Raw genomic sequence first — 20,276 nt, forward strand, 5'->3', positions numbered from 1 at the left:
GGCGGCACTCCCGCACGAGCGCCGCCCCTTTCGCGCATCACCACCACCGACCCTCAGTCCCGCCGGATCAGCTCCGGATCGATCCGGCGCCCGACGAGGGGCAGCGCACCGACGGCGGCCACGGCCACCGCACCCAGCGCGCAGACCAGCAACAGCGGAATCCCGGCACCGTCCCAGTAGATGGCACCACCTCCGGTCACGAGGTAGCTGGACTCGGCCAGCTTGCCCAGCACCACGGCCAGGGCGAGGCCGAGAGCCAGGGGCAGTACGACCTGGGCGACCTGGACGGTGCGCAAGGTACGAGGGCGAGCGCCGAGAAGGGACAGGGCCGTTACTTGAGGCTTTCGCTCTACGGCGCGGTCGGTGGCGGCGACGAGGTAGGCGGCTACGCCGATGATCAAGCCGAGGATCATGCCCACCGCTAGGAGGCTCTTGACGACGGTGATCTGTTGGAGGGAGGTGACGACGACGCCGGGTGTCTCGACCTCTGTGGTGGGGTCTACGCCGCTGATGCCGTCGAGGACTCTCCGGACGGTCTCGGGGTCCGAGCCACTGAGGAGGGTGAGCGTGGCTTGGTCGGGGCGCAGTTCGGCGGGGACCGCCGAGGGCGGCAACAGCACGTCGCCGGTGCTGAAGGCCGGGAGTCCGACGTGGTCGCTGTACTGCAGCACTTCTCGCGGCATCTCCACGTGCATGACACGACGATGCCCGTCATGCCAGAGGTCGAAGGGGAAGCGTGTCCCTGCCTTGTGCTTCTCCCCGGGGGTCTGGTCCGGATCCCACAGCCGCATCGGGCGGCCGTCCACACATCGGCCGACCGTCGGCACCATGTCGCGCAGTTGGGCGCAGGTGGCAACCACCGCGTTGAGGGTCGGCGTCCATTCGTCGAAGTTCGAACTCGACCGGGACTCCATGACCATCGCATGCCCGCGGATGCCCGGCAGCTTCTCCCATGCTCTTTGCTTCTCGGCGGTGGTACCGGAGAGGGAAATTCTGTACGTCTGGACAGGGGACGTGTTCTTGGACACCTGGTCCAACTCAATGAGCACGCCCTGGACCAGCGATGCCGCGAAGACGAGGAGCACCAGCCCGGTCGCCACCCGTAGCGCGCCTCCCGGTTCGACCTCGTTGCGCCGCATGGCGAGGCCCAAGGAGACCGATCGGGTGGAGTGAGCCACCTTCTGGGCGAGGGTCCGCGAACAGACCGGCAGCAGTGTCACCAACCCGACACCGACCAGGATCACGGCCAGCGGCATCAGAACCGACGAAAGGCCAGTCTCCCTGGGCGGATGGCCTGTAGCACCTGCCACGCAGTACCCGGCCACGATGCCCAACCCGGGGACGAGCGGCAGCAGGCCCCACTTCCCCGGCGGCTTCTCCACGGCGCTGCGCCGCACAGCCAGCGGATTCGCCGCCGCCTTCCCGGCACTGGCCCGGCCCACGAACCAAGCGAGCGCGGGACAGCCCACAGCGCAGATCAGAACAGAGGACAGGGACAACGCCCCGTCGGCGGGGTACCACTTGAAGCCCGGCATCCCGATCCGCGAGACGAGCTGGTTGGCGACCCAGTAGACGCCCAGTCCGAGCACCGCACCGAGCAGCGCCGCAGCGACTGTCTCGGCGGCGTTGACCCGCTGAGTGCCCTTCTTGCTCAGGCCCAGCAACCGCAGAGCGGCCAGTCGGCGAGTGCGAGCGGCGGCCGAGAGCCGGGCGCACACGGAGAGGAACACAGCAAGGGGCAGCAGGACGACGCCAATGAGGGTGAAGCGCACGATGTCGAGCGTCGAAGGGTCCACGGTGGGGTGAACCGCATACGGCATACCGAAGGCCGTCAAGCGATTCCCGCCCCCTTCCAACTCAGCCTGCTCGACGCCCACGTACGCGTACAACTCGTCGGGATGAGCCAGCCCCTGGGCAGTGATGATCCCGTTGTCCCGCCCCGGGAGCAGTTGGGCCAGGGCAGGTTCCCGCTGGAGTGCCTCGCGCAATCGGGGAGACAGGAACAGCTCACCGGGGGCGGGGAGTTCGCGTAACCCAGGTGGTGGGTCGAAGCGCCGGCTTCCCCGGGCCACAAAGACTCGGGTGAGGGGCTCCGAACCGTAGGCGACCGTTCTGGTCAGTTCGAAGGAGTCGCCCTTGGAGACGAGGCAGGCGATCCGGCGCGGGTCCTCGACACAGTCCGGCTCACGTGCCGCCTTGCGCCCGTCCTGCGCGGCCAGAATCCCGGGAATCGCGAGAACGGCGGCCAGACAGCACACACCGATCGCACTGCCCGAGACCATGAGAAGGAACCGGACGCGGCTTCCGCGTCCGGCGCCCGTCAACAGCCGCAACCCCAGGAGGAGTTCCTTCACGACACCTCCCGCACCGAGGCCGAAAGGACGCCGTCACACATCGTGTAGCGGCTGTCCGCTCGGGCCGCCACCTGGGAGTCGTGCGTCACCATCACCACGGCCGTCCCCTGGGATCGGGCGATGGCCAGAAACTCGTCGAGTACAGCCGTGGCGTTGGAGCTGTCGAGCGACCCGGTCGGCTCGTCGGCGAACACGACAGCGGGTCGGTGCACCAACGCACGTGCCACAGCCACACGTTGACTCTGCCCCCCGGACACCTGCGAGGGCCGCCGCTGACGCAGATCCCCCAGACCCAGCCGCCCCAGCACCTCCCCGGCGGCGGCGAGCGCCTGCTTCTTCCGTTGCCCGGCAAGCCGCAACGGCAGCGCGGTGTTCTCCTCCACGGTCAACTCCGGCAGGAGTTCCCCGTACTGGAAGACGAACCCGAACCGTTCCCGACGCAGCTCACTGAGTTCCTCATCGTCGAGTTCCGCGAGCGGCCGCCCCTCGAAGCAGACTTCACCGCGCGCCACCGGCAACACCCCGGCCAGGCAGTACAGCAGTGACGACTTGCCCGAACCGCTCTGGCCGGTGACGGCTACGACCTCCCCCCGGCCCAAGGAGATCTCCGCGCCTCTGACCGCGGGAGTCTCACCGTAGAGAAGATCTACTCCTTTGGCGGCAAGGACTTCTGATGTATTGATCTCGTTCCCCTAAGAAGAGCACGAACCCAGGCGGGACCGCCTGGGCCGTGGATGCGGCCAGGGTTCAGTCGCGTGGGTACGAGAAGCTCTGCGTCGGCGAGCAATTGTCCGGACGCAGAGAACCTCGGTCACGGCATGCGCGGATCTCGGCGTCGTCCGTGTAACGCTGAGAACCGCTCCAGTCGGCGTGCTGCATCCGAACCGTGCTCCGCTGCTTCCCGTAGTAGCGCGCCCAGCCGTGTCCCTCGACCCTGACCTGCACATACACGTTGTGGCCGTCTTCGGGAAGGGAGTCCTTCAGCAATCCGGTCCACTCGAACGACCCGTGATTGCTGCCAGGGGGATTGAACTTGTAGGTCCCCTCGAGGAATTTGACGCCCCTCGATTCGAGGGAAGGGATCTTCCCCTGCTGCGCCGCAAGTGCGGCCCCCGCTCCCGTCAGCACCAACCCGGCCGCCACCATCCCGACCAACGCCTTCTTCATACGCCCCTCCGTAACCACCGGCGGCCCCAACGACCACCACCCATTACGGAATGTAACGCCATGGATGCACAGAGAAACGATCAGTCCACCCCATCACCACCGAAACAGGTGATCTTGGAGCACAGGAAGCACGAACCACCCAAACCGAAAGGGCGGCACCCCCCGCACGGGATGCCGCCCTCTCTTCGTGATCCGGAACCGCCGCCCATCGGTGAGGGTCGGTCGGGGACAAGCGGCGGTTCCGGGGTTCGGGGTCGCGACGTCAGGGACGCGCGAGGGCCCGCTGTGGCGCTAGCGGTGGTCGCTGCCCGCCGACTGCGACGCCGCGCGGCCCGCTTCCAGTCGGGCGACCGGGATGCGGAACGGGGAGCAGGAGACGTAGTCGAGGCCGACCTCGTGGAAGAAGTGGACGGACTCCGGGTCGCCGCCGTGCTCGCCGCAGACGCCGAGCTTGAGGTCGGGGCGGGTGGCGCGGCCGGCCTCCGCGGCCAGCTTGACCAGGGAACCCACGCCGTCCTTGTCGATCGTCTCGAAGGGGGAGACTCCGAAGATGCCCTTCTCCAGGTAGGCCGTGAAGAAGGACGCCTCGACGTCGTCGCGGCTGAAGCCCCACACCGTCTGCGTCAGGTCGTTCGTGCCGAAGCTGAAGAACTCCGCCGCCTCCGCGATCTGGCCGGCCGTGAGGGCGGCCCGCGGCAGTTCGATCATCGTGCCGATCGACAGCTTCAGCGCCACCCCCGACGCCGCCTCGACCTCCGCGATCACCGCGTCCGCCTCCTCGCGGACGATCTCCAGTTCCTGGACCGTGCCGACGAGCGGGATCATGATCTCGGCGCGCGGGTCGCCCTTGGCGTTCTTGCGTTCGGCCGCCGCCTCCGCGATGGCACGGACCTGCATCGTGAACAGGCCGGGGATGACCAGCCCCAGCCGCACGCCCCGCAGACCCAGCATCGGGTTCTGCTCGTGCAGGCGGTGGACGGCCTGGAGCAGGCGCAGTTCGTTCTCGTGGGGCTCCTGGCGGGACTCCGCCAGGGCCACGCGGACGGAGAGTTCCGTGATGTCCGGGAGGAACTCGTGCAGCGGCGGGTCGAGGAGACGGACCGTCACCGGGAGGCCGTCCATCGCCGAGAAGAGTTCGATGAAGTCCTGCTTCTGGAGCGGGAGCAGCGCCTTCAGGGACTCCTCGCGCACGGTCTCCGTGTCGGCCAGGATCAGGCGCTCGACCAGTTCACGGCGGTCGCCGAGGAACATGTGCTCCGTACGGCACAGGCCGATGCCCTGGGCGCCGAAGCGGCGGGCGCGCAGCGCGTCCTCGGCGTTGTCGGCGTTGGCGCGGACACGGAGACGGCGCTTGCGGTCCGCGAAGGCCATGATGCGGTGGACCGCCTCGACCAGTTCGTCGGCGTCGTTGGCGCCCGCGTGCATCCGGCCCTCGAAGTACTCGACGACCGGGGAGGGGACGACCGGGACCTCGCCCAGGTAGACCTTGCCCGACGAACCGTCGATGGAGATGAGGTCGCCCTCCTCCACCACATGGCCACCCGGCACCGTCATACGGCGGCGCTTGGTGTCGACTTCCAGCTCCTCCGCGCCGCACACGCACGTCTTGCCCATGCCGCGCGCGACCACGGCCGCGTGGGACGTCTTGCCGCCGCGTGAGGTCAGGATGCCCTCGGCCGCGATCATGCCGTCGAGGTCGTCGGGGTTCGTCTCGCGGCGGACCAGGATGACCTTCTCGCCCGAACGCGACCACTTCACGGCCGTGTACGAGTCGAAGACCGCCTTGCCGACCGCCGCGCCCGGGGAGGCGGCGATGCCGCGGCCGACCTGCGCGACCTTCGCGTCCTCGTCGAAGCGGGGGAACATGAGCTGCGCGAGCTGGGCGCCCGTCACCCGCTGGAGGGCTTCCGCCTCGTCGATCAGGCCCTGGTCCACCAGCTGCGTGGCGATACGGAAGGCCGCGCCCGCCGTGCGCTTGCCGACGCGGGTCTGGAGCATCCACAGCTGGCCGCGCTCGATGGTGAACTCGATGTCGCAGAGATCCTTGTAGTGGTTCTCCAGGGTCTCCATGATCTGCATCAGCTGGTCGTACGACTTCTTGTCGATCGACTCCAGTTCGGCCAGGGGGACGGTGTTGCGGATGCCCGCCACCACGTCCTCGCCCTGGGCGTTCTGGAGGTAGTCGCCGTACACGCCCTGGTGGCCGGAGGCGGGGTCGCGGGTGAAGGCAACGCCGGTGCCGGAGTCGGGGCCCAGGTTGCCGAAGACCATCGAACAGACGTTGACCGCGGTGCCGAGGTCGCCGGGGATGCGCTCCTGGCGGCGGTAGAGCTTCGCGCGGTCGGTGTTCCAGGAGTCGAAGACCGCGTGGATGGCGAGGTCCATCTGCTCGCGCGGGTCCTGCGGGAAGTCCCGGCCGGCCTCGGTCTTGACGATCTTCTTGAACTTGGTGACGAGCTTCTTGAGGTCGGCGGCCTCCAGCTCGGTGTCGACGACGACCTTCTTGGCCGTCTTCGCCGCCTCCAGCGCCTCTTCGAAGAGGTCGCCGTCGACGCCGAGGACGGTCTTGCCGAACATCTGGATGAGCCGGCGGTAGGAGTCCCAGGCGAAGCGGTCGTCGCCGGCCTGCTTGGCCAGGCCCTGCACCGACTTGTCGGAGAGGCCGATGTTGAGGACCGTGTCCATCATTCCGGGCATCGAGAACTTCGCGCCGGAGCGGACCGAGACGAGGAGCGGGTCGTCGGCCTGGCCGAGCTTCTTGCCCATCTTCTCCTCGAGGGCCGCGAGGTGGGCGGTGACCTCGTCACGGAGTGCCGCGGGCTCGTCGCCGCTGTCGAGGTAGACCTTGCAGGCCTCGGTGGTGATGGTGAAGCCGGGAGGCACGGGAAGACCGAGGTTGGTCATCTCGGCGAGGTTCGCGCCCTTGCCGCCGAGGAGGTCCTTGAGGTCCTTGTTGCCTTCGGTGAAGTCATAAACAAACTTCACGCCCTCAACGCTCTGAGCTACGTGGCCTACGTGGGGATCTTTGTTTTCCGACACAGGTCCCAACTCCTTGAGGACGCGGTGGCTGCCCTGACGGCGAGGAACATACCCAGATCGAAGGCTCCTGGGTACGTCCACTTGCGCGTCATGCGCCTGTAACCACCCGTCCGCCAGTAGATCGAAAGTCAAGGCTTGGCAAGGAACCGCGCCGGAATGCGTTCACCTCTTGAACGCATTCCCCTTCACCCACTCACCATAGCGCTCACCTGAGCGGCAATCGGCACGCCTGAGTTCGCTCGATGAACGATCAAAGGGTGGCACCGAGTGCCACCCTTTGAAGTCGCGGAACCGCCCATGATTCGCTCATCTGAGCGCAACCCCTATCAGGGGTGGCGAGAATCACGCCGATGAGGGGAGCCGGATTTCACCATGCGGACCGGGGTTCGGGACAGAAACACGCCCGTCACACCCCCAGCGCCACCAACCGCTGCTCGGCGCGCTCCGGCGCGTACAGGTGCTCGACGACCAGCGCACCCGCCCCGACCAGGCCGGCCCGCTCCCCCAGCCGGGAGGTCACCACGTCCAGATGGGCCGTGGAGCGGGGCAGGGCGCGCTGGTAGAGCAGTTCGCGTACGCCCGTGAGGAAGGGGGTTCCGGCCAAATCGCCGGCGATCATCAGTACCCCGGGGTTCAGCAGGGTCACGACCGTCGCCAGCACGTCCCCGACCGCCCGGCCCGCCTCCCGCGCGAGCGCCATCGCCCCGGGGTGCCCGGCGGTCAGCAGGTCCCGCACATCCGATCCGGAGGCCGCCGGAATCCCCGCCTCCGCCAGCCGTCGCGCCACGGCGCCGCCGCTGGCGATCGCCGCCAGACAGCCGTACGAACCGCACTTGCACAACGCCTCCGCGCCCTGGGGGACCCGGATGTGGCCGATGTCGCCGGCGCCGCCGTCCACGCCCCGGAATATCGACCCCCCGACCACCACACCCGCACCGATACCCGTGGACACCTTGACCAGCGCGAACGCCGAGCAGCCGGCGTATCCGGTGCGCTGTTCGCCGTACGCCATGAGGTTGGCGTCGTTGTCGACGAGGACCGGGATCCCGGCGGGGCCGGCCGCGTGTTCGGTGAAGGCGCGGGCCAGGCGGCTTCTTATGTCGTAGCCGTCCCAGCCGGGCATGATCGGCGGCTGGACGACGCGGCCGGTGTCGGTGTCCACCGGGCCGGGGACCGCGAGGCCGATACCGCAGACCGCGCCGGCCGGGCGGCCCGCCTTCTCCAGGAGTTCGGCGAACCAGCGCCCGAGTTCGTCCAGTACGGCGTCGGGGCCCTCCTCGATGACCAGGGTGCCGGTGTGTTCGGCCTGGATCTCGCCGGTGAGGGAGAGGACGGCGGCGCGGGCGTGGCGGGTGTCGAGGTCGGCGGCGAGGACGATCGCGTGCTCGTCGTCGAACTCCAGGGTGATGGAGGGGCGGCCGCCGAGCGGGGAGTCGACGGGGCCGCCGGCGCCCTCGCGGAGCCAGCCCGCGCGGAAGAGGCGGTCCAGCCGCTGGCCGACCGTCGCCCGGGACAGGCCCGTGGCCTGCTGGAGCGCGCCACGGGTGGTGGCCCGGCCGCTGCGGACCAGCTCCAGCAGATCTCCGGCACCGGCATGACTGCCCACCTTCAGGCCCTTCCGCTCGTGTCGTCCTCGATGCCGCCATTGTCGCGGCCCCTCAGGAATTCGTTCCCGCGCACCCTCTTGCGTTCACCAACTCTGCATTACATATTGAGTTTTGCGTGTTAAGTAGACGTAACCCTACGGTAGCTACTGCCGAACCGGTCGGCCCTTGTCCTCAGGGAGCCCTGCGTGGACCGCACAACCCAGCTCACCGCCCGTCGACCAGGCGCGGGCGCGCGCGCCGGAGCCGATGTATACGATCCGGCCGTGCCGTCCGGTCCGCTGCACCGCGCGGCGGCCGACGTGCTGGCCGCCAACTGGACGGGCCGGTCCACGGTGCCGTCGCGCAAGCTGTATCCGCACCAGTGGTCGTGGGACTCGGCGTTCATCGCGATCGGGCTGCGCCACCTGTCGCCGCTGCGGGCGCAGACCGAGTTGGAGACGCTGCTCGCCGCGCGGTGGGGCGACGGACGGGTCCCGCACATCGTCTTCAACCCCTCGGTGCCGCTCGACGCGTACTTCCCGAGCCCCGACTTCTGGCGCTCCTCGACCGCGGGGCGCGCCGCGGGTGCTCCGCGCACCCCGCAGACCTCGGGCATCGTGCAGCCGCCGGTGCACGCGCTGGCCGCGTGGCTGGTGCACCGGGCGGACCCCGGGCTGTCCCGGGCGCGCGGTTTCCTGTCCCGGGTCTATCCGGGGCTGGCCGCCTGGCACCGCTATCTGCTGGGCCGCCGGGACCTGGGCGGGGGCGGGCTGGCGTCCGTCGTCCACCCCTGGGAGCAGGGCATGGACAACAGCCCCACCTGGGACGCGCCCCTCGCCCGGATCACCCCGGCCCCGGCCCGCTCCTTCCGCCGCGCCGACCTCGACCACGGCGCGGCCGGGGACCGGCCGACGGATCTGGACTACGGGCGGTACGTGCGGCTGGCGACGGACTACCGGGACGCCGGATACAGGGATGGGGTGGGCGGGAGAAGCGGGGATGGGGCGGGCGGGAGAAGCGGGGATGGGGCGGGTGGCAGGAACGGGGGCGGAGCGGGTGGCAGGAACGGGGGCGGAGCGGGCGGGTTCGCCGTGGAGGACCCGGCGTTCAACGCCCTCCTCATCGCCTCCGAGCACGCGCTGGCACGCATCGCGGAGGAGTTGGGCGCACCGGGAGCCGCCCGGCACGCGCGCGCCGAGCGCCTGACGGCGGCGCTGGTGGAGCGGCTGTGGGACCCGGCGGAGGAGATGTTCTTCTGCCGGGACGTCACCACCGACGCCCTCATCCCCGAGCGCGGTGTCTCCGGCCTGATCCCCCTGCTGCTCCCCGGTCTCCCCCGCGACATCGTCGCCGCCCTCGTCCGTACGATCCACGGCCCGCGCTTCGGGCTCGGCGACGCCACCCGGCTCGTGCCGTCGTACGACCTGACCGGGGAGGCCTTCGATCCGCACCGGTACTGGCGTGGGCCGGCGTGGTTCAACACGAACTGGATGCTGGAGCGGGGGCTCAGGCTGCACGGGGAGTCGGGGCGGGCCGACGCGCTGCGGGCGGCGCTGCTGGAGACCGCGGGGGCGTCCGGGTTCGCCGAGTACGTGGACCCGTACACGGGCGAGGCCTGTGGAGCGCTCGGCTTCGGCTGGACGGCCGCGCTCACCCTCGACCTGCTGCACCAGGACGACCAGGGCCACGATCAGGATCAAGGCCAGGGTCACGGCCAGGGTCACGGCCAGGATCAAGGCCAGGGTCACGGCCAGGGTCACGGCCAGGGTCAGGGTCAGGGTCACGGCCAGGGTCAGGGTCACGGCCAGGGTCACGGTCAGGGCCTGGGTCTGGGTCACGGCCATGGGCAGCACCACGGACGGCACAACGGACGGCACGACGGACAGCACGACGGACAGCACCACGACAACGGGGTCGTGTTCGGCATGGGTGACAAGGGAGGGGACCGGGGATGACGGACCGGCATCACCTGCTCGTGCGCGGCGGGACGTTCGCCGCCGTGGGCGACGGCGGCGACATCAGCGGGGTGCGGGGCGGCAGTTCCCCGGACGGGCTCTTCGTACGGGACGCCCGGCATCTGAGCCGGTGGCAGCTGACCGTCGACGGCGCGGTTCCCGAGCCGCTCACGCCGGTCGCGGACGGCGACACCGCGCGCTGTGTGCTCGTGCCCCGGGGCGGCCGCCGGGAGCCGCCCGCGTACACGCTCTTCCGTGAACAGGCCGTCTCCGACAGCGCGTTCGTGGAGACGTTGCGTGTCACGAGCAACCGCCCGGAGGCGACGACGGTCCGGATCGCGATCACCGCGGACGCCGACTTCACCGACCAGTTCGAGCTGCGCTCCGACTTCCGTACGTACGCCAAGAGCGGTGTCGTCCGGAAGCGCGAAGTCCTCGACGACGGCGTGGAGTTCAGCTACCGGCGCGGCGAGTGGCGGTCCTGTACGACGGTGACGGCCGAGCCCGTGCCGGACAGCGTGGAGGAGACCGGGACGGGGGCGCGGCGGCTCGTCTGGGCGCTCGATCTCGCACCGCACGACTCCGTGGAGCTGACCTGCCGGGTGATGGCGCGGACGCACGGTGACCGGCGGGCCCTGCGGGTGCCGCGCTCACCGGCCGCCGTGAACGAGCAACTCCTCGCGATGGAGGGGGAGTTCATGGAGGGGGTGGCCTTCCCCACCGGCTGGCCGGAGCTGGCCGCGGCCTGTGCGCGGGGGCTCGCCGATCTCGCGGCGCTCCAGGTCCCGGCGACCGGCCCGGACGGCGAGACGCTGCGGGTGCCCGCCGCCGGGGCGCCCTGGTTCCTCACCCTCCTCGGCCGGGACGCCCTGGTGACCTCCCTCTTCACGCTCCCCTACCGGCCGGAGCCGGCCGCCGCCACGCTGCTCGCGCTCGCCGCGGCCCAGGCGACCGAGGTCGGCGTCGAGTCGGTGGCCCAACCCGGCAAGATCGTGCACGAGGTGCGGCACGGCGAGCTGGCGCACTTCGGGCAGGTGCCGTACGGGCGTTACTACGGCTCGGTGGACGCGACCCCGCTCTTCCTCGTCCTGCTCGGCGCGTATGTGGAGCAGACCGGGGACGTCACCCTGGCCCGCCGCCTCGAACCCCACGCACGGGCCGCGATCGGCTGGATGCTCGACCACGGCGGGCTCACCTCGCGCGGCTATCTCGTGTACCGCGCCGACCAGGGCGGTCTCGCCAACCAGAACTGGAAGGACTCCCCCGACTCGATCTGCTCCGCCGACGGCAGCCGGCCCGCCGCCGGGCCGGTGATGGCGGCGGGTGCGCAGGGCTACGCGTACGACGCGCTGCGCCGCACCGCCGTGCTGGCCCGCACGGTCTGGGAGGACGAGGTGTACGCGGCACTCCTGGAACAGGCCGCCGGTGACCTCCGTGACCGTTTCCAGCGGGACTTCTGGATGCCCGGACACGGCTTCCCCGCGCTGGCGCTGGACAGTGAGGGCAGGCAGGTCGACGCGCTCGCCTCGGACGCGGGGCATCTGCTGTGGTCGGGGCTGCTGGACAAGGAGTACGGGAAGACGGTGGGCCGGCGGCTTCTGGAGCCCGACTTCTTCTCCGGGTGGGGTGTGCGGACGCTGGCGTCCGGGCAGCCCGCGTATCACCCGCTGTCGTATCACCGGGGGTCGGTCTGGCCACACGACAACGCGCTGATCACGCTGGGGCTGGCGCGGTACGGGCTGCACGACGAGGCCCGGGCGGTCGCCTCCGGCATGGTCGACGCGGCGACCGCGGCGGGGCATCGGCTGCCGGAGGTTCTCGCCGGGTACGGGCGGGACACGCATCCGGAGCCGGTGCCGTATCCGCATGCGTGTGTGCGGGAGTCGCGGTCGGCGGCGGCTCCCTTGGCGTTGTTGACCGCTGTGGGCGGAGCGTAGTCGCTCCGCTGGGTTGAGCCGCTGGGCGCCGTGGGGGCGTGGGTGGTCTGCGGGCCGCGGGTTCGTCGTGGTTGCTCGCGCCCACGCGGCAAAGCCGCACATCGATACAGGCCCGCGCCCCTTACGGGGCGCTCAGCCCCGCCAGCAACCTCCTCGCCGTCTGCCTCGCCTCCGCCTCCGTCCAGGCCCACTCCGTGGTCGGGGGCCGGTGGGCCGTCCAGGTGTCCCAGTAGCTGCGGGCCTTGCCGTAGCGGTCGGCGACCAGGACGTGGGGGAGGCCCAGGAGGAGGGCGAGGACGTGGCCGTGGAGGCGGTCGGTGACGGCCACCCGGCCCGCGGTCAACAGGCGGCAGCCGCGCGCCAGTTGGAGGCGGGCGAGGCCGTCGTAGGCGGCGAGGAGGGCGGGGACGGCGCCCGGCGGGTCGCCGGAGCCGGCGCGGCACAGGGCGCGGGCCCGGCCGCGCCAGAGCGCTTCCTTGGCCCGCCGCCAGTCGGTGTCGGTGCCCTCCCGGGTCCAGTCGAAGACGTACGGGCCGCCGCGCTCCCGCCGTGACGCGCCCCGCCCGGCCGGTGGGCCCTTCGCCGACTCCTTGTCCTCCCGGGCCAGCCAGACGACGTCATGGGCGACCGTGCCGCCGGCGAGCGCGTCCGGCGGTACGGCGAAGGCCAGGTCGGGGGCGAGCAGGGCGGGGGCCTCGAAGACCGTGCGGCAGCGGTGCAGGCTGTGCCGGTCGCGCAGCAGCAGGGTGAGATCGGGGTGGGCGTCGAAGACGCGGCGGGCGCGGGTGAGGTTGGCGTGGTCCGTGAAGTGCACGGACTGGGGCAGCTGGACGATCCGGCGGTCCGGGAAGTCGCGCAGCACCTGTTCGCGAAGGAGCTGGCTGTCCTCCCAGAGGTCACCGAGGTTGCCGCCGCCCGTCAGCATGATCGGGCCGTCCGGGAGACAGGCCGCCAGCTGCCCGGCGTCGTACGACATCAGGTCGCAGGCGTAGCGCACCTCGGCCCCGAGCGCGCCGAGCAGTGCGCGCTGGCCGAGCCAGATCGCGCTGTCGCCGACGTTGGAGGTCAGCGGGGCGCCGATGACCGCGCACCGGGTGCCGGCCGGGACCAGCCGGTCCAGGACGGTGAGGACGTACGAGACGTGGTGCGCGCAGTGGGGGACGTAGGAGGGGGGCCGTGTGTACGGGGCGGGGGGCCGGGACGGTTCGCTCTGCCGTGTCGGCGACTTCCGGTTCCGGGAGGGCCTTGTGGAGGGCTTCGACGGTGTCCCCGTCGGCTTCTTCGGTGTCCCGCTCGCTCCGCACACCAAAACGCGCTACCCGGACATTTCCCCACTCACTCCGAGATGACGGAAACCGGCCGCACAACGACCGGAACGCCGACAGGGCCGACAGGGCCGACAGGGCCGACAGAACGGGGCAACTACCCCCCGGACGTGTCCAGTTCGGCTTCCTCGCCCACGCCCGCGCAGTCGTACGGGTCCTTGAGCCAACCGTCGGGCAGGACGACGCGGTTGTTGCCGGAGGTGCGGCCGCGCGGGCCGTCGGCACCGGTCGGCCAGGGCTGGTCGAGCTCCAACTCGTCCAGCCCGGTGCGGAGTTCAGCGAGGGAGGAAGTGATGGCGAGCCGCTTGCGCATCTCGGAGCCGACCGCGAAGCCCTTGAGGTACCAGGCCACGTGCTTGCGGAAGTCGACGACACCCTTGGACTCGTCGCCGATCCACTCGCCGAGCAGGGTGGCGTGCCGGACCATGATGTCGGCGACCTCGCGGAGCGAAGGCTGCGCACTGCATCCATCAGCGCCTCCGGCACGGGCTCCCGTCCGGCCCTCGAACGCCGCGACCAGGTCCGCGAACAGCCACGGCCGCCCCAGGCAGCCACGCCCCACGACCACCCCGTCGCAGCCCGTCTCGCGGACCATCCGCAGCGCGTCCTGCGCGGACCAGATGTCGCCGTTGCCGAGGACCGGGATCTCGGGGACGTGCTCCTTGAGGCGGGCGATGGCGTCCCAGTCGGCCGTGCCGCCGTAGTGCTGGGCGGCGGTGCGGCCGTGCAGGGCGATCGCCGTGACGCCCTCCTCGACGGCGATGCGGCCGGCGTCGAGGTAGGTGATGTGGTCGTCGTCGATGCCCTTGCGCATCTTCATCGTGACCGGGAGGTCGCCCGCGCCGCTCACGGCCTCGCGGAGGATCGCGCGCAGCAGGTGCCGCTTGTAGGGGAGGGCGGATCCGCCGCCCTTGCGGGTCACCTTCGGGACCGGGCAGCCGAAGTTGAGGTCGATGTGGTCGGCGAGGCCCTCCTCCGCGATCATGCGGACGGCCTTGCCGACGGTCGCCGGGTCCACGCCGTACAGCTGGATCGAGCGCGGCTTCTCGGTCGCGTCGAAGTGGATCAGCTGCATGGTCTTCTCGTTGCGCTCGACCAGCGCCCGCGTGGTGATCATCTCGCTGACGAACAGGCCCTTGCCGCCGCTGAACTCACGGCACAGGGTGCGGAAGGGCGCGTTCGTGATGCCGGCCATGGGGGCCAGGACGACGGGCGGGGTGACGGTGTGCGGACCGATCCGGAGCGGCGAGGCGGGCGTGGACATTCCCCCATTGTCACGCACACGGACCCATGCTCGCCATTCATTAGTTAGGCGCACTATCGAGTTGGGCGTACGATGGTGCGCATGCCCGAGCTCAGCCGCCGCCACCGTCTGCTCGTGCTCGCGATCTGCTGCACCAGCCTCCTGATCGTGAGCCTGGACAACACCGTCCTGAACGTCGCCCTGCCCTCGATGCAGCGCGACCTGAACGCGAGCCTGGCGGGTCTGCAATGGACCATCGACGCCTACACCCTGGTCCTGGCGGCCCTGCTGATGCTGGCCGGCTCCACCGCGGACCGGATCGGCCGCAGGCGGGTCTTCATGGCCGGCCTGGTCGTGTTCACGGTCGGCTCGGTGCTGTGCTCCCTCGCCCCGAACCTCGAATCGCTGGTCGCCTTCCGCATGGTGCAGGCGGTCGGCGGCTCGATGCTCAACCCGGTCGCCATGTCGATCATCACCAACACGTTCACGGACCCGCGCGAGCGGGCCCGGGCGATCGGCGTCTGGGGCGCGGTCGTGGGCATCTCGATGGCCGCGGGGCCGATCATCGGCGGGGTCCTCGTGGACTCCGTCGGCTGGCGGTCGATCTTCTGGATCAACCTGCCGGTCGGCCTGGCCGCACTGCTGCTGACCTGGCGGTACGTCCCCGAGTCCCGCGCCCCGAAGGCCCGCCGCCCCGACCCCGTCGGACAGCTCCTGGTCATCGCGCTGCTCGGCTCCCTCACGAACGCCATCATCGAGGCGCCGACCGCGCCGGTCGCCGAGACCCTCGCCCTCGGCGGTGTCTCCCTCGCCGCCCTCCTCGGCCTCCTGCGGTACGAGCCCCGCCGCGACGAACCCCTCATCGACCTGCGCTTCTTCCGCTCGGCACCGTTCAGCGGGGCGACGGTGATCGCGGTCAGCGCGTTCGCCGCGCTCGGCGGTTTCCTGTTCCTGTCGACCCTGTACCTGCAGAACGTGCGTGGCCTCGACGCCCTGCACGCCGGTCTGTGGATGCTCCCGATGGCCCTCCTGTGCTTCGTCTGCGCGCCGGTCGCCGGACGGCTGGTCGGCAGCCGGGGGCCCCGGCTGCCGCTGCTGGTCGCCGGGGTGGCGATGACCGCGAGCGGGGTGCTCTTCGCCGCGTTCGAGGCCGAGACCGGGAACGTCACCCTCGTCATCGGCTACGTCCTCTTCGGCCTCGGCTTCGGCTTCGTCAACGCGCCCATCACCAACACGGCCGTGTCCGGGATGCCGCGCGCCCAGGCCGGTGTCGCCGCCGCGGTCGCCTCCACCAGCCGCCAGATCGGCCAGACGCTGGGCGTCGCGGTGATCGGGGCGGTGCTGGCGGCGGGCATCGGCTCGTCCTCGTACGCGGACTCGTTCGTGTCGGCGGCCCGGCCCGCCTGGTGGATCGTCGCGGCGTGCGGCTTCGCCGTCCTCGTCCTGGGGGCGCTGACCACGGGCGCGTGGGCCCGGGAGACCGCCGACCGCACGGCGAAGCGCCTGGATACGGCCGAGGTACGGGACGCGGCGAGGGTCGGCTCCTAGTAGAAGGTCAATGAAGATCTTGGTGGGGCCGGCCGGCCGGCGCTCACCCGGCGTCCCGCTCCAACGCCATCGCGTGCAGCTTCTCCATCCTCCTCCTGCTCTCCTCGTCGACCGGCACGTACGTCACCATGCGGGGCCCGTGGCGGGGGCCGAGCCAGAGGTCGGTGTGGTCGACGTCGAGGAGGCCGACGTGGGCGTTGCGGTACTGCTTGCGCTTGTTGAAGGTCTCGACGACCTCGTGCCGCTCCCAGGCCGCGCGGAACTCGGCAGACTCGGTACGCAGCCGCTTGAGCAGCGTCTTCCAGGCCGGGTCGGCCAGATGGTCGGCCATCGCGGCGCGCAGCTTGGCCGCGAGGAAGCGGGTGGTCTCCTCCAACTGGACCATGGAGGCGCGCCATTGGGTGTTGGTGTAGGCGAGGATCATGCAGTTCATGTCCTCGGGCGGCACCTCGGAGAGGTCGCAGAAGAGCAGTCCGAAGGTACGGTTGTGGGCCAGGATGTCGTACCGGCTGTTCTGGATGGAGGCCGGGATCGGCTCCAACTGCTCCAGCAGCGCGTACTGGGCGTCGCTGATCGCGTGGCACCGCGACCCCGGCGCCGGGTCGGCGGTCCCGGCCAGGTTGAAGAGATGGGCGCGTTCGCTGGGGTCGAGGAGCAGGGCGCGGGCCAGCGCGTCGAGGACCTGTCCGGAGACGTGGATGTCGCGGGCCTGCTCCAGCCACGTGTACCAGGTGACGCCGACCGCGGAGAGCTGCGCGACCTCCTCACGGCGCAGTCCCGGCGTACGCCGGCGGCGTCCCCGGTCCAGGCCGACCTGCTCGGGGGCGATGTGCTCACGCCGGTGACGCAGGAAGGCGGCGAGCTCGTTGCGCCGGATCACCGACTCGGGGGCGGTGGGCGCCCGTTCACCCGTTCCGTCCCCGCCGCCGCGGGGGTGGCGCGGCGGTGTCCCTGTCCCGGTCTCCGGTGTGGCCGTGGTCGTCATGCCTCCAGGGTGCCGCCCCACGAAGCCTGTTGCCAGGTACCGCCAGTACCAGGATGAAGAGACTCTGGTACCAGTGTGAGCGGCGCGCGAGCCTGGCTCGTGTGACCGAAAGCCTCACCACACCGACCCAGTCCCCGCCCCCGTCCCCTGTCCGCTCCTCCACCTCCCCGTCCGCCCTGGGCGATCTCGGGCTCTTCACGGTCCTGCTCGGCGCGGCGCTCCCCCTCATCGACTTCTTCATCGTCAACGTCGCCCTGCCGACGATCGGCCGCGACCTCGCCGCGGGCGAGGCCGTGCTGGAGCTGGTCGTCGCCGGGTACGGCGTCTCGTACGCCGTACTCCTGGTGCTCGGCGGCCGGCTGGGCGATCTGTTCGGCCGGCGGCGGCTGTTCCTGTGGGGCATGGCCGCCTTCGGGGTGACCTCGCTGGCGTGCGGACTCGCGCCGGACGCCTGGACGCTCGTGGCGGCACGGGTCGCGCAGGGCGCCGCGTCCGCCGCGATGCTCCCGCAGGTGCTCGCCACCATCCAGTCGTCGACGGCCGGCGCCCGCCGGGCCCGTGCGATGAGTCTGTACGGCGCCACGGCCGGACTGTCCATGGTGGCCGGTCAGATCCTGGGCGGCGTCCTGGTCTCCGCCGACCTCCTGGGCACCGGCTGGCGTTCCGTCTTCCTGGTCAACGTCCCCGTGGTCGTCCTCGGACTCGTCCTCACCGCCCGCTCCGTGCCCGAGACCCGCTCGGCCCGCCCCGAACCGGTGGACGGTCCCGGCACGGTCCTGCTGGCGGTGTCCCTCCTGACGCTCCTGGTCCCGCTCACCGAGGGCCGGGCGGCGGGCTGGCCCCTGTGGACCTGGCTGGCGCTGGCCGTGTTCCCGCTCGCCGCGACCGCCTTCTACCGCGTCGAGCGACGCGCCGACCGTCTCGGCCGTACGCCGCTGGTGCCGCCGAGCCTGTTCCGGCTGACCTCGCTGCGGCGCGGGCTGGTGATGATCCTGCCGTTCTCGATCGGGTTCAGCGGGTTCATGTTCGTCGTCGCGGTGGCGCTGCAGGAGGGCGCGCGGCTCGGGCCGACGGCGGCGGGGCTCGCCCTCTCCCCCATGGCGGTCGTGTTCTTCGCCGTGTCGCTGGCCGGGCCGCGCCTGGTCACGCGGTACGGGACCCGTGTGGTGACGGCCGGCGGTCTGGTCCAGGGCGTGGGCGTCGCCCTCATCGCACTCGCCGTGTGGCGGGCCTGGCCCGAGCCGGACTGGCCGCTGCTGCTCACGGGGGTGGCGGTCGCGGGCGGGGGCCAGGCCCTCCAACTCCCCATCGTCTTCAGGATCATCCTCTCCGAGGTGCCGCCCGCGCGGGCCGGCGTCGGCAGCGGCGTGATGATCACCACCCAGCAGTCGGCGCTGGCGCTGGGCGTGGCGACGCTCGGCTCGCTGTTCCTGGGGCTGGTACCGGGGATGGGGATGCGGGACGCGCTCGTGACGACCCTGCTGGTTCAACTGGCCGGGGTGGTACTGACGGTGGGGCTGAGTCTGCGGTTGCCACGCGTCGTGGGATGACCGGTGGCGTAACCGATGGGATAACTCATCGTTCGATCTCCCCCGTTGATGTTGGTCTTGCCGCACACTCCTCACGGACGCGGAACCGTGAGGGTGTCGGGCTGGAGAGGTCATGCAGCAGATCAACACGAGCAGAGTGAGCCGCTGGGACCAGCACGGGCGGGAGCACACCGTGCGGGTCCAGCGCTCGGGAGTACAGCGCACGATCAGATGCGAGACCTGCGGCTGGCGCAAGGGCGCGCAGTTCCTGCCGTGGCTGAAGGCCGAGGAACACCTCGCCGAGGCCCACCAGGCGACGGTGGACCCGACGGCCTCGTGACGGCCCGGACTCAGGACGGTCCGGACTCAGGACGGTCCGGACTCAGGACGGTCCGGACTCAGGACGGTCCGGACTCAGGACGGTCCGGACTCATGACCGCGCGGGCTCATGACCGCCCGGACTCACGACCGCGCGGGGCCGTAACCGTCCCGGCCGGTAACCGCCTTCAGCCGTCAGGCCAGTTGGTCGAGCGCCTCGACGACCTGGTCCATCACCCCTCGCCAGTGCGCCCGTTGACGCTCACGTTCCTCCGGGCCCGCCATGCGTTCCTGGTGGAAGACGAGCACGGACCGGCCGCCGCCGGCCGCCGAGACGGCGACCTGGACGGTCGTGTCGCCGTAGGTGACGCGGATGCGGTCACCGGGACGGTAGCCACGCACCTCGCCGGTGACGCCCGCGTCGGTCTCGTACGGGGCGCCGGGCTCGGGAGAGAGCCGCGCCCCGGCCCCGAGCCACAGCTCCAGCCCGCGCGGCCCGCTGATGAACTCCCATACGGCGGCGGGTGACTGGGCCAGGGTGCGGGAGACACCGACCTGCCATCCGGCGTCCTTGGTGAGTCCGGTGGATCGAGTGGACATGAGGATCACCCTTCTCGTGGACTTCTACTCGACCGGGTCGACCCCGGAGCGGCGCACGCGGTGGGCGCGGACCTTGTGGCGGTTGCCGCAGTGCTCCATCGAGCACCAGCGGCGGCGGCCGGGCCGGGAGGTGTCGACGTAGAGGAGGTAGCAGCGGTCGCCGGCGCACATGCGGATCCGTTGCGCGTACGGCCCGGTGAGGAGCTCGACGGCGTCGCGGGCGACGGTGGAGAGGAGCTGCGCGCCGGTCGCCGGCCCGGCGGCCCAGCCCCGGGTGCCGTCCGCGCCGATGGCGGGGGCGAGCGGCGGGTGGGCGGCGGCTTCGTTCAGGAGGTCGACGTCGGCGGTGTCCGCCGGGGCTATGCCCAGCTCGGGGAGCCCGCCGCCGCAGACACGGGAGACGACCGTACGGGCCAGCGCGTCGCGCAGCCGGCGGGCGTACGCCACGTCGTCGTCGGTGAAGTGGAGGGCGGGGGGTGTGGGGGTGAGCCGGGACTGATCGGCCCATCGGACCAGGTCATCGGGGGTGTGCAGCACCTCGTGGCGGGTCAGGGCGCCGGGGCCGCCGGTGACGAGGAACTCCAGGCAGAGGGCGCCCGGATCGAACCGGTAGACGTTCCCGGAGTAGGACCGCAGGCGGATGCCCGACACTCCCGACACCTCCTTCGAGGTCGATGCCCTGGACGGCGA

The 20,276-nt window shown here is 71.1% G+C and carries 15 protein-coding genes; 5 read left to right on the forward strand and 10 right to left on the reverse strand.

Annotation, left to right across the window (positions count from 1 at the left end; genetic code table 11):
- Positions 1-53: 53 nt before the first annotated feature.
- The 5 genes from OG272_RS16410 to OG272_RS16430 all read right to left on the reverse strand — a co-directional run bounded on the left by OG272_RS16410 (position 54) and on the right by OG272_RS16430 (position 8,166).
- Complete coding sequence (locus OG272_RS16410) at positions 54-2,354, reverse strand: FtsX-like permease family protein (RefSeq protein WP_405893870.1); 2,301 nt, start codon at positions 2,352-2,354, stop codon at positions 54-56.
- The gene (locus tag OG272_RS16415; RefSeq protein ID WP_405896027.1) at positions 2,351-3,037 is read right to left on the reverse strand and encodes an ABC transporter ATP-binding protein; all 687 of its coding nucleotides are present in this window, start codon (positions 3,035-3,037) and stop codon (positions 2,351-2,353) included. The genes OG272_RS16410 and OG272_RS16415 overlap by 4 nt, the downstream gene beginning before the upstream one ends.
- A 64-nt stretch (positions 3,038-3,101) precedes the next feature.
- Positions 3,102-3,521 (reverse strand): hypothetical protein, encoded by a 420-nt coding sequence (locus OG272_RS16420; protein ID WP_405893872.1) that lies wholly within the window; start codon positions 3,519-3,521, stop codon positions 3,102-3,104.
- Positions 3,522-3,812: 291 nt separating this feature from the next.
- Positions 3,813-6,560, reverse strand: coding sequence for a pyruvate, phosphate dikinase (gene ppdK / locus OG272_RS16425; protein WP_405893874.1), 2,748 nt, complete (start codon positions 6,558-6,560; stop codon positions 3,813-3,815).
- Positions 6,561-6,966: 406 nt separating this feature from the next.
- Positions 6,967-8,166, reverse strand: a complete 1,200-nt coding sequence (locus tag OG272_RS16430; protein ID WP_326582926.1) for an ROK family protein — start codon at positions 8,164-8,166, stop codon at positions 6,967-6,969.
- A gap of 186 nt (positions 8,167-8,352) precedes the next feature.
- Here OG272_RS16430 and OG272_RS16435 point away from each other — a divergent pair, with 186 nt between their 5' ends.
- Positions 8,353-10,101, forward strand: a complete 1,749-nt coding sequence (locus OG272_RS16435) for an MGH1-like glycoside hydrolase domain-containing protein (RefSeq protein ID WP_405893876.1) — start codon at positions 8,353-8,355, stop codon at positions 10,099-10,101.
- Complete coding sequence (locus tag OG272_RS16440; protein ID WP_326582924.1) at positions 10,098-12,038, forward strand: glycogen debranching N-terminal domain-containing protein; 1,941 nt, start codon at positions 10,098-10,100, stop codon at positions 12,036-12,038. Before OG272_RS16435 ends, OG272_RS16440 begins: the two co-directional genes overlap by 4 nt.
- A 121-nt stretch (positions 12,039-12,159) precedes the next feature.
- Here the strand turns inward: OG272_RS16440 and OG272_RS16445 are convergent, their stop codons facing one another.
- On the reverse strand, positions 12,160-13,344 hold the full coding sequence (locus OG272_RS16445) for a polysaccharide pyruvyl transferase family protein (RefSeq protein ID WP_328223024.1): 1,185 nt from the start codon (positions 13,342-13,344) through the stop codon (positions 12,160-12,162).
- Positions 13,345-13,460: 116 nt separating this feature from the next.
- On the reverse strand, positions 13,461-14,627 hold the full coding sequence (dusB, locus tag OG272_RS16450; protein ID WP_327729782.1) for a tRNA dihydrouridine synthase DusB: 1,167 nt from the start codon (positions 14,625-14,627) through the stop codon (positions 13,461-13,463).
- 81 nt (positions 14,628-14,708) lie between these two features.
- Between dusB and OG272_RS16455 the strand changes: the two genes are divergently transcribed.
- Complete coding sequence (locus OG272_RS16455; RefSeq protein ID WP_405893879.1) at positions 14,709-16,154, forward strand: MFS transporter; 1,446 nt, start codon at positions 14,709-14,711, stop codon at positions 16,152-16,154.
- Positions 16,155-16,197: 43 nt separating this feature from the next.
- On the opposite strand, the gene OG272_RS16460 is transcribed toward OG272_RS16455, so the two are convergent.
- On the reverse strand, positions 16,198-17,139 hold the full coding sequence (locus tag OG272_RS16460; protein WP_327729780.1) for a helix-turn-helix domain-containing protein: 942 nt from the start codon (positions 17,137-17,139) through the stop codon (positions 16,198-16,200).
- A 101-nt stretch (positions 17,140-17,240) separates the two neighbouring features.
- Here OG272_RS16460 and OG272_RS16465 point away from each other — a divergent pair, with 101 nt between their 5' ends.
- Positions 17,241-18,689, forward strand: a complete 1,449-nt coding sequence (locus OG272_RS16465) for an MFS transporter (RefSeq protein ID WP_328507246.1) — start codon at positions 17,241-17,243, stop codon at positions 18,687-18,689.
- A 112-nt stretch (positions 18,690-18,801) separates the two neighbouring features.
- Positions 18,802-19,008 (forward strand): hypothetical protein, encoded by a 207-nt coding sequence (locus OG272_RS16470; RefSeq protein ID WP_326582918.1) that lies wholly within the window; start codon positions 18,802-18,804, stop codon positions 19,006-19,008.
- 173 nt (positions 19,009-19,181) lie between these two features.
- Here OG272_RS16470 and OG272_RS16475 read toward each other — a convergent pair whose 3' ends face one another.
- Together OG272_RS16475 and OG272_RS16480 are read right to left on the reverse strand one after the other, a co-directional pair.
- Positions 19,182-19,586 carry an SRPBCC domain-containing protein gene (locus OG272_RS16475; RefSeq protein ID WP_326582917.1) on the reverse strand — a complete coding sequence of 135 codons (405 nt, stop codon included), beginning with the start codon at positions 19,584-19,586 and terminating at the stop codon, positions 19,182-19,184.
- 24 nt (positions 19,587-19,610) lie between these two features.
- On the reverse strand, positions 19,611-20,237 hold the full coding sequence (locus tag OG272_RS16480; protein WP_326582916.1) for an ABATE domain-containing protein: 627 nt from the start codon (positions 20,235-20,237) through the stop codon (positions 19,611-19,613).
- Positions 20,238-20,276 lie beyond the last annotated feature (39 nt).

The organism is Streptomyces sp. NBC_00104, from assembly GCF_045160825.1.
GTDB lineage: Bacteria > Actinomycetota > Actinomycetes > Streptomycetales > Streptomycetaceae > Streptomyces.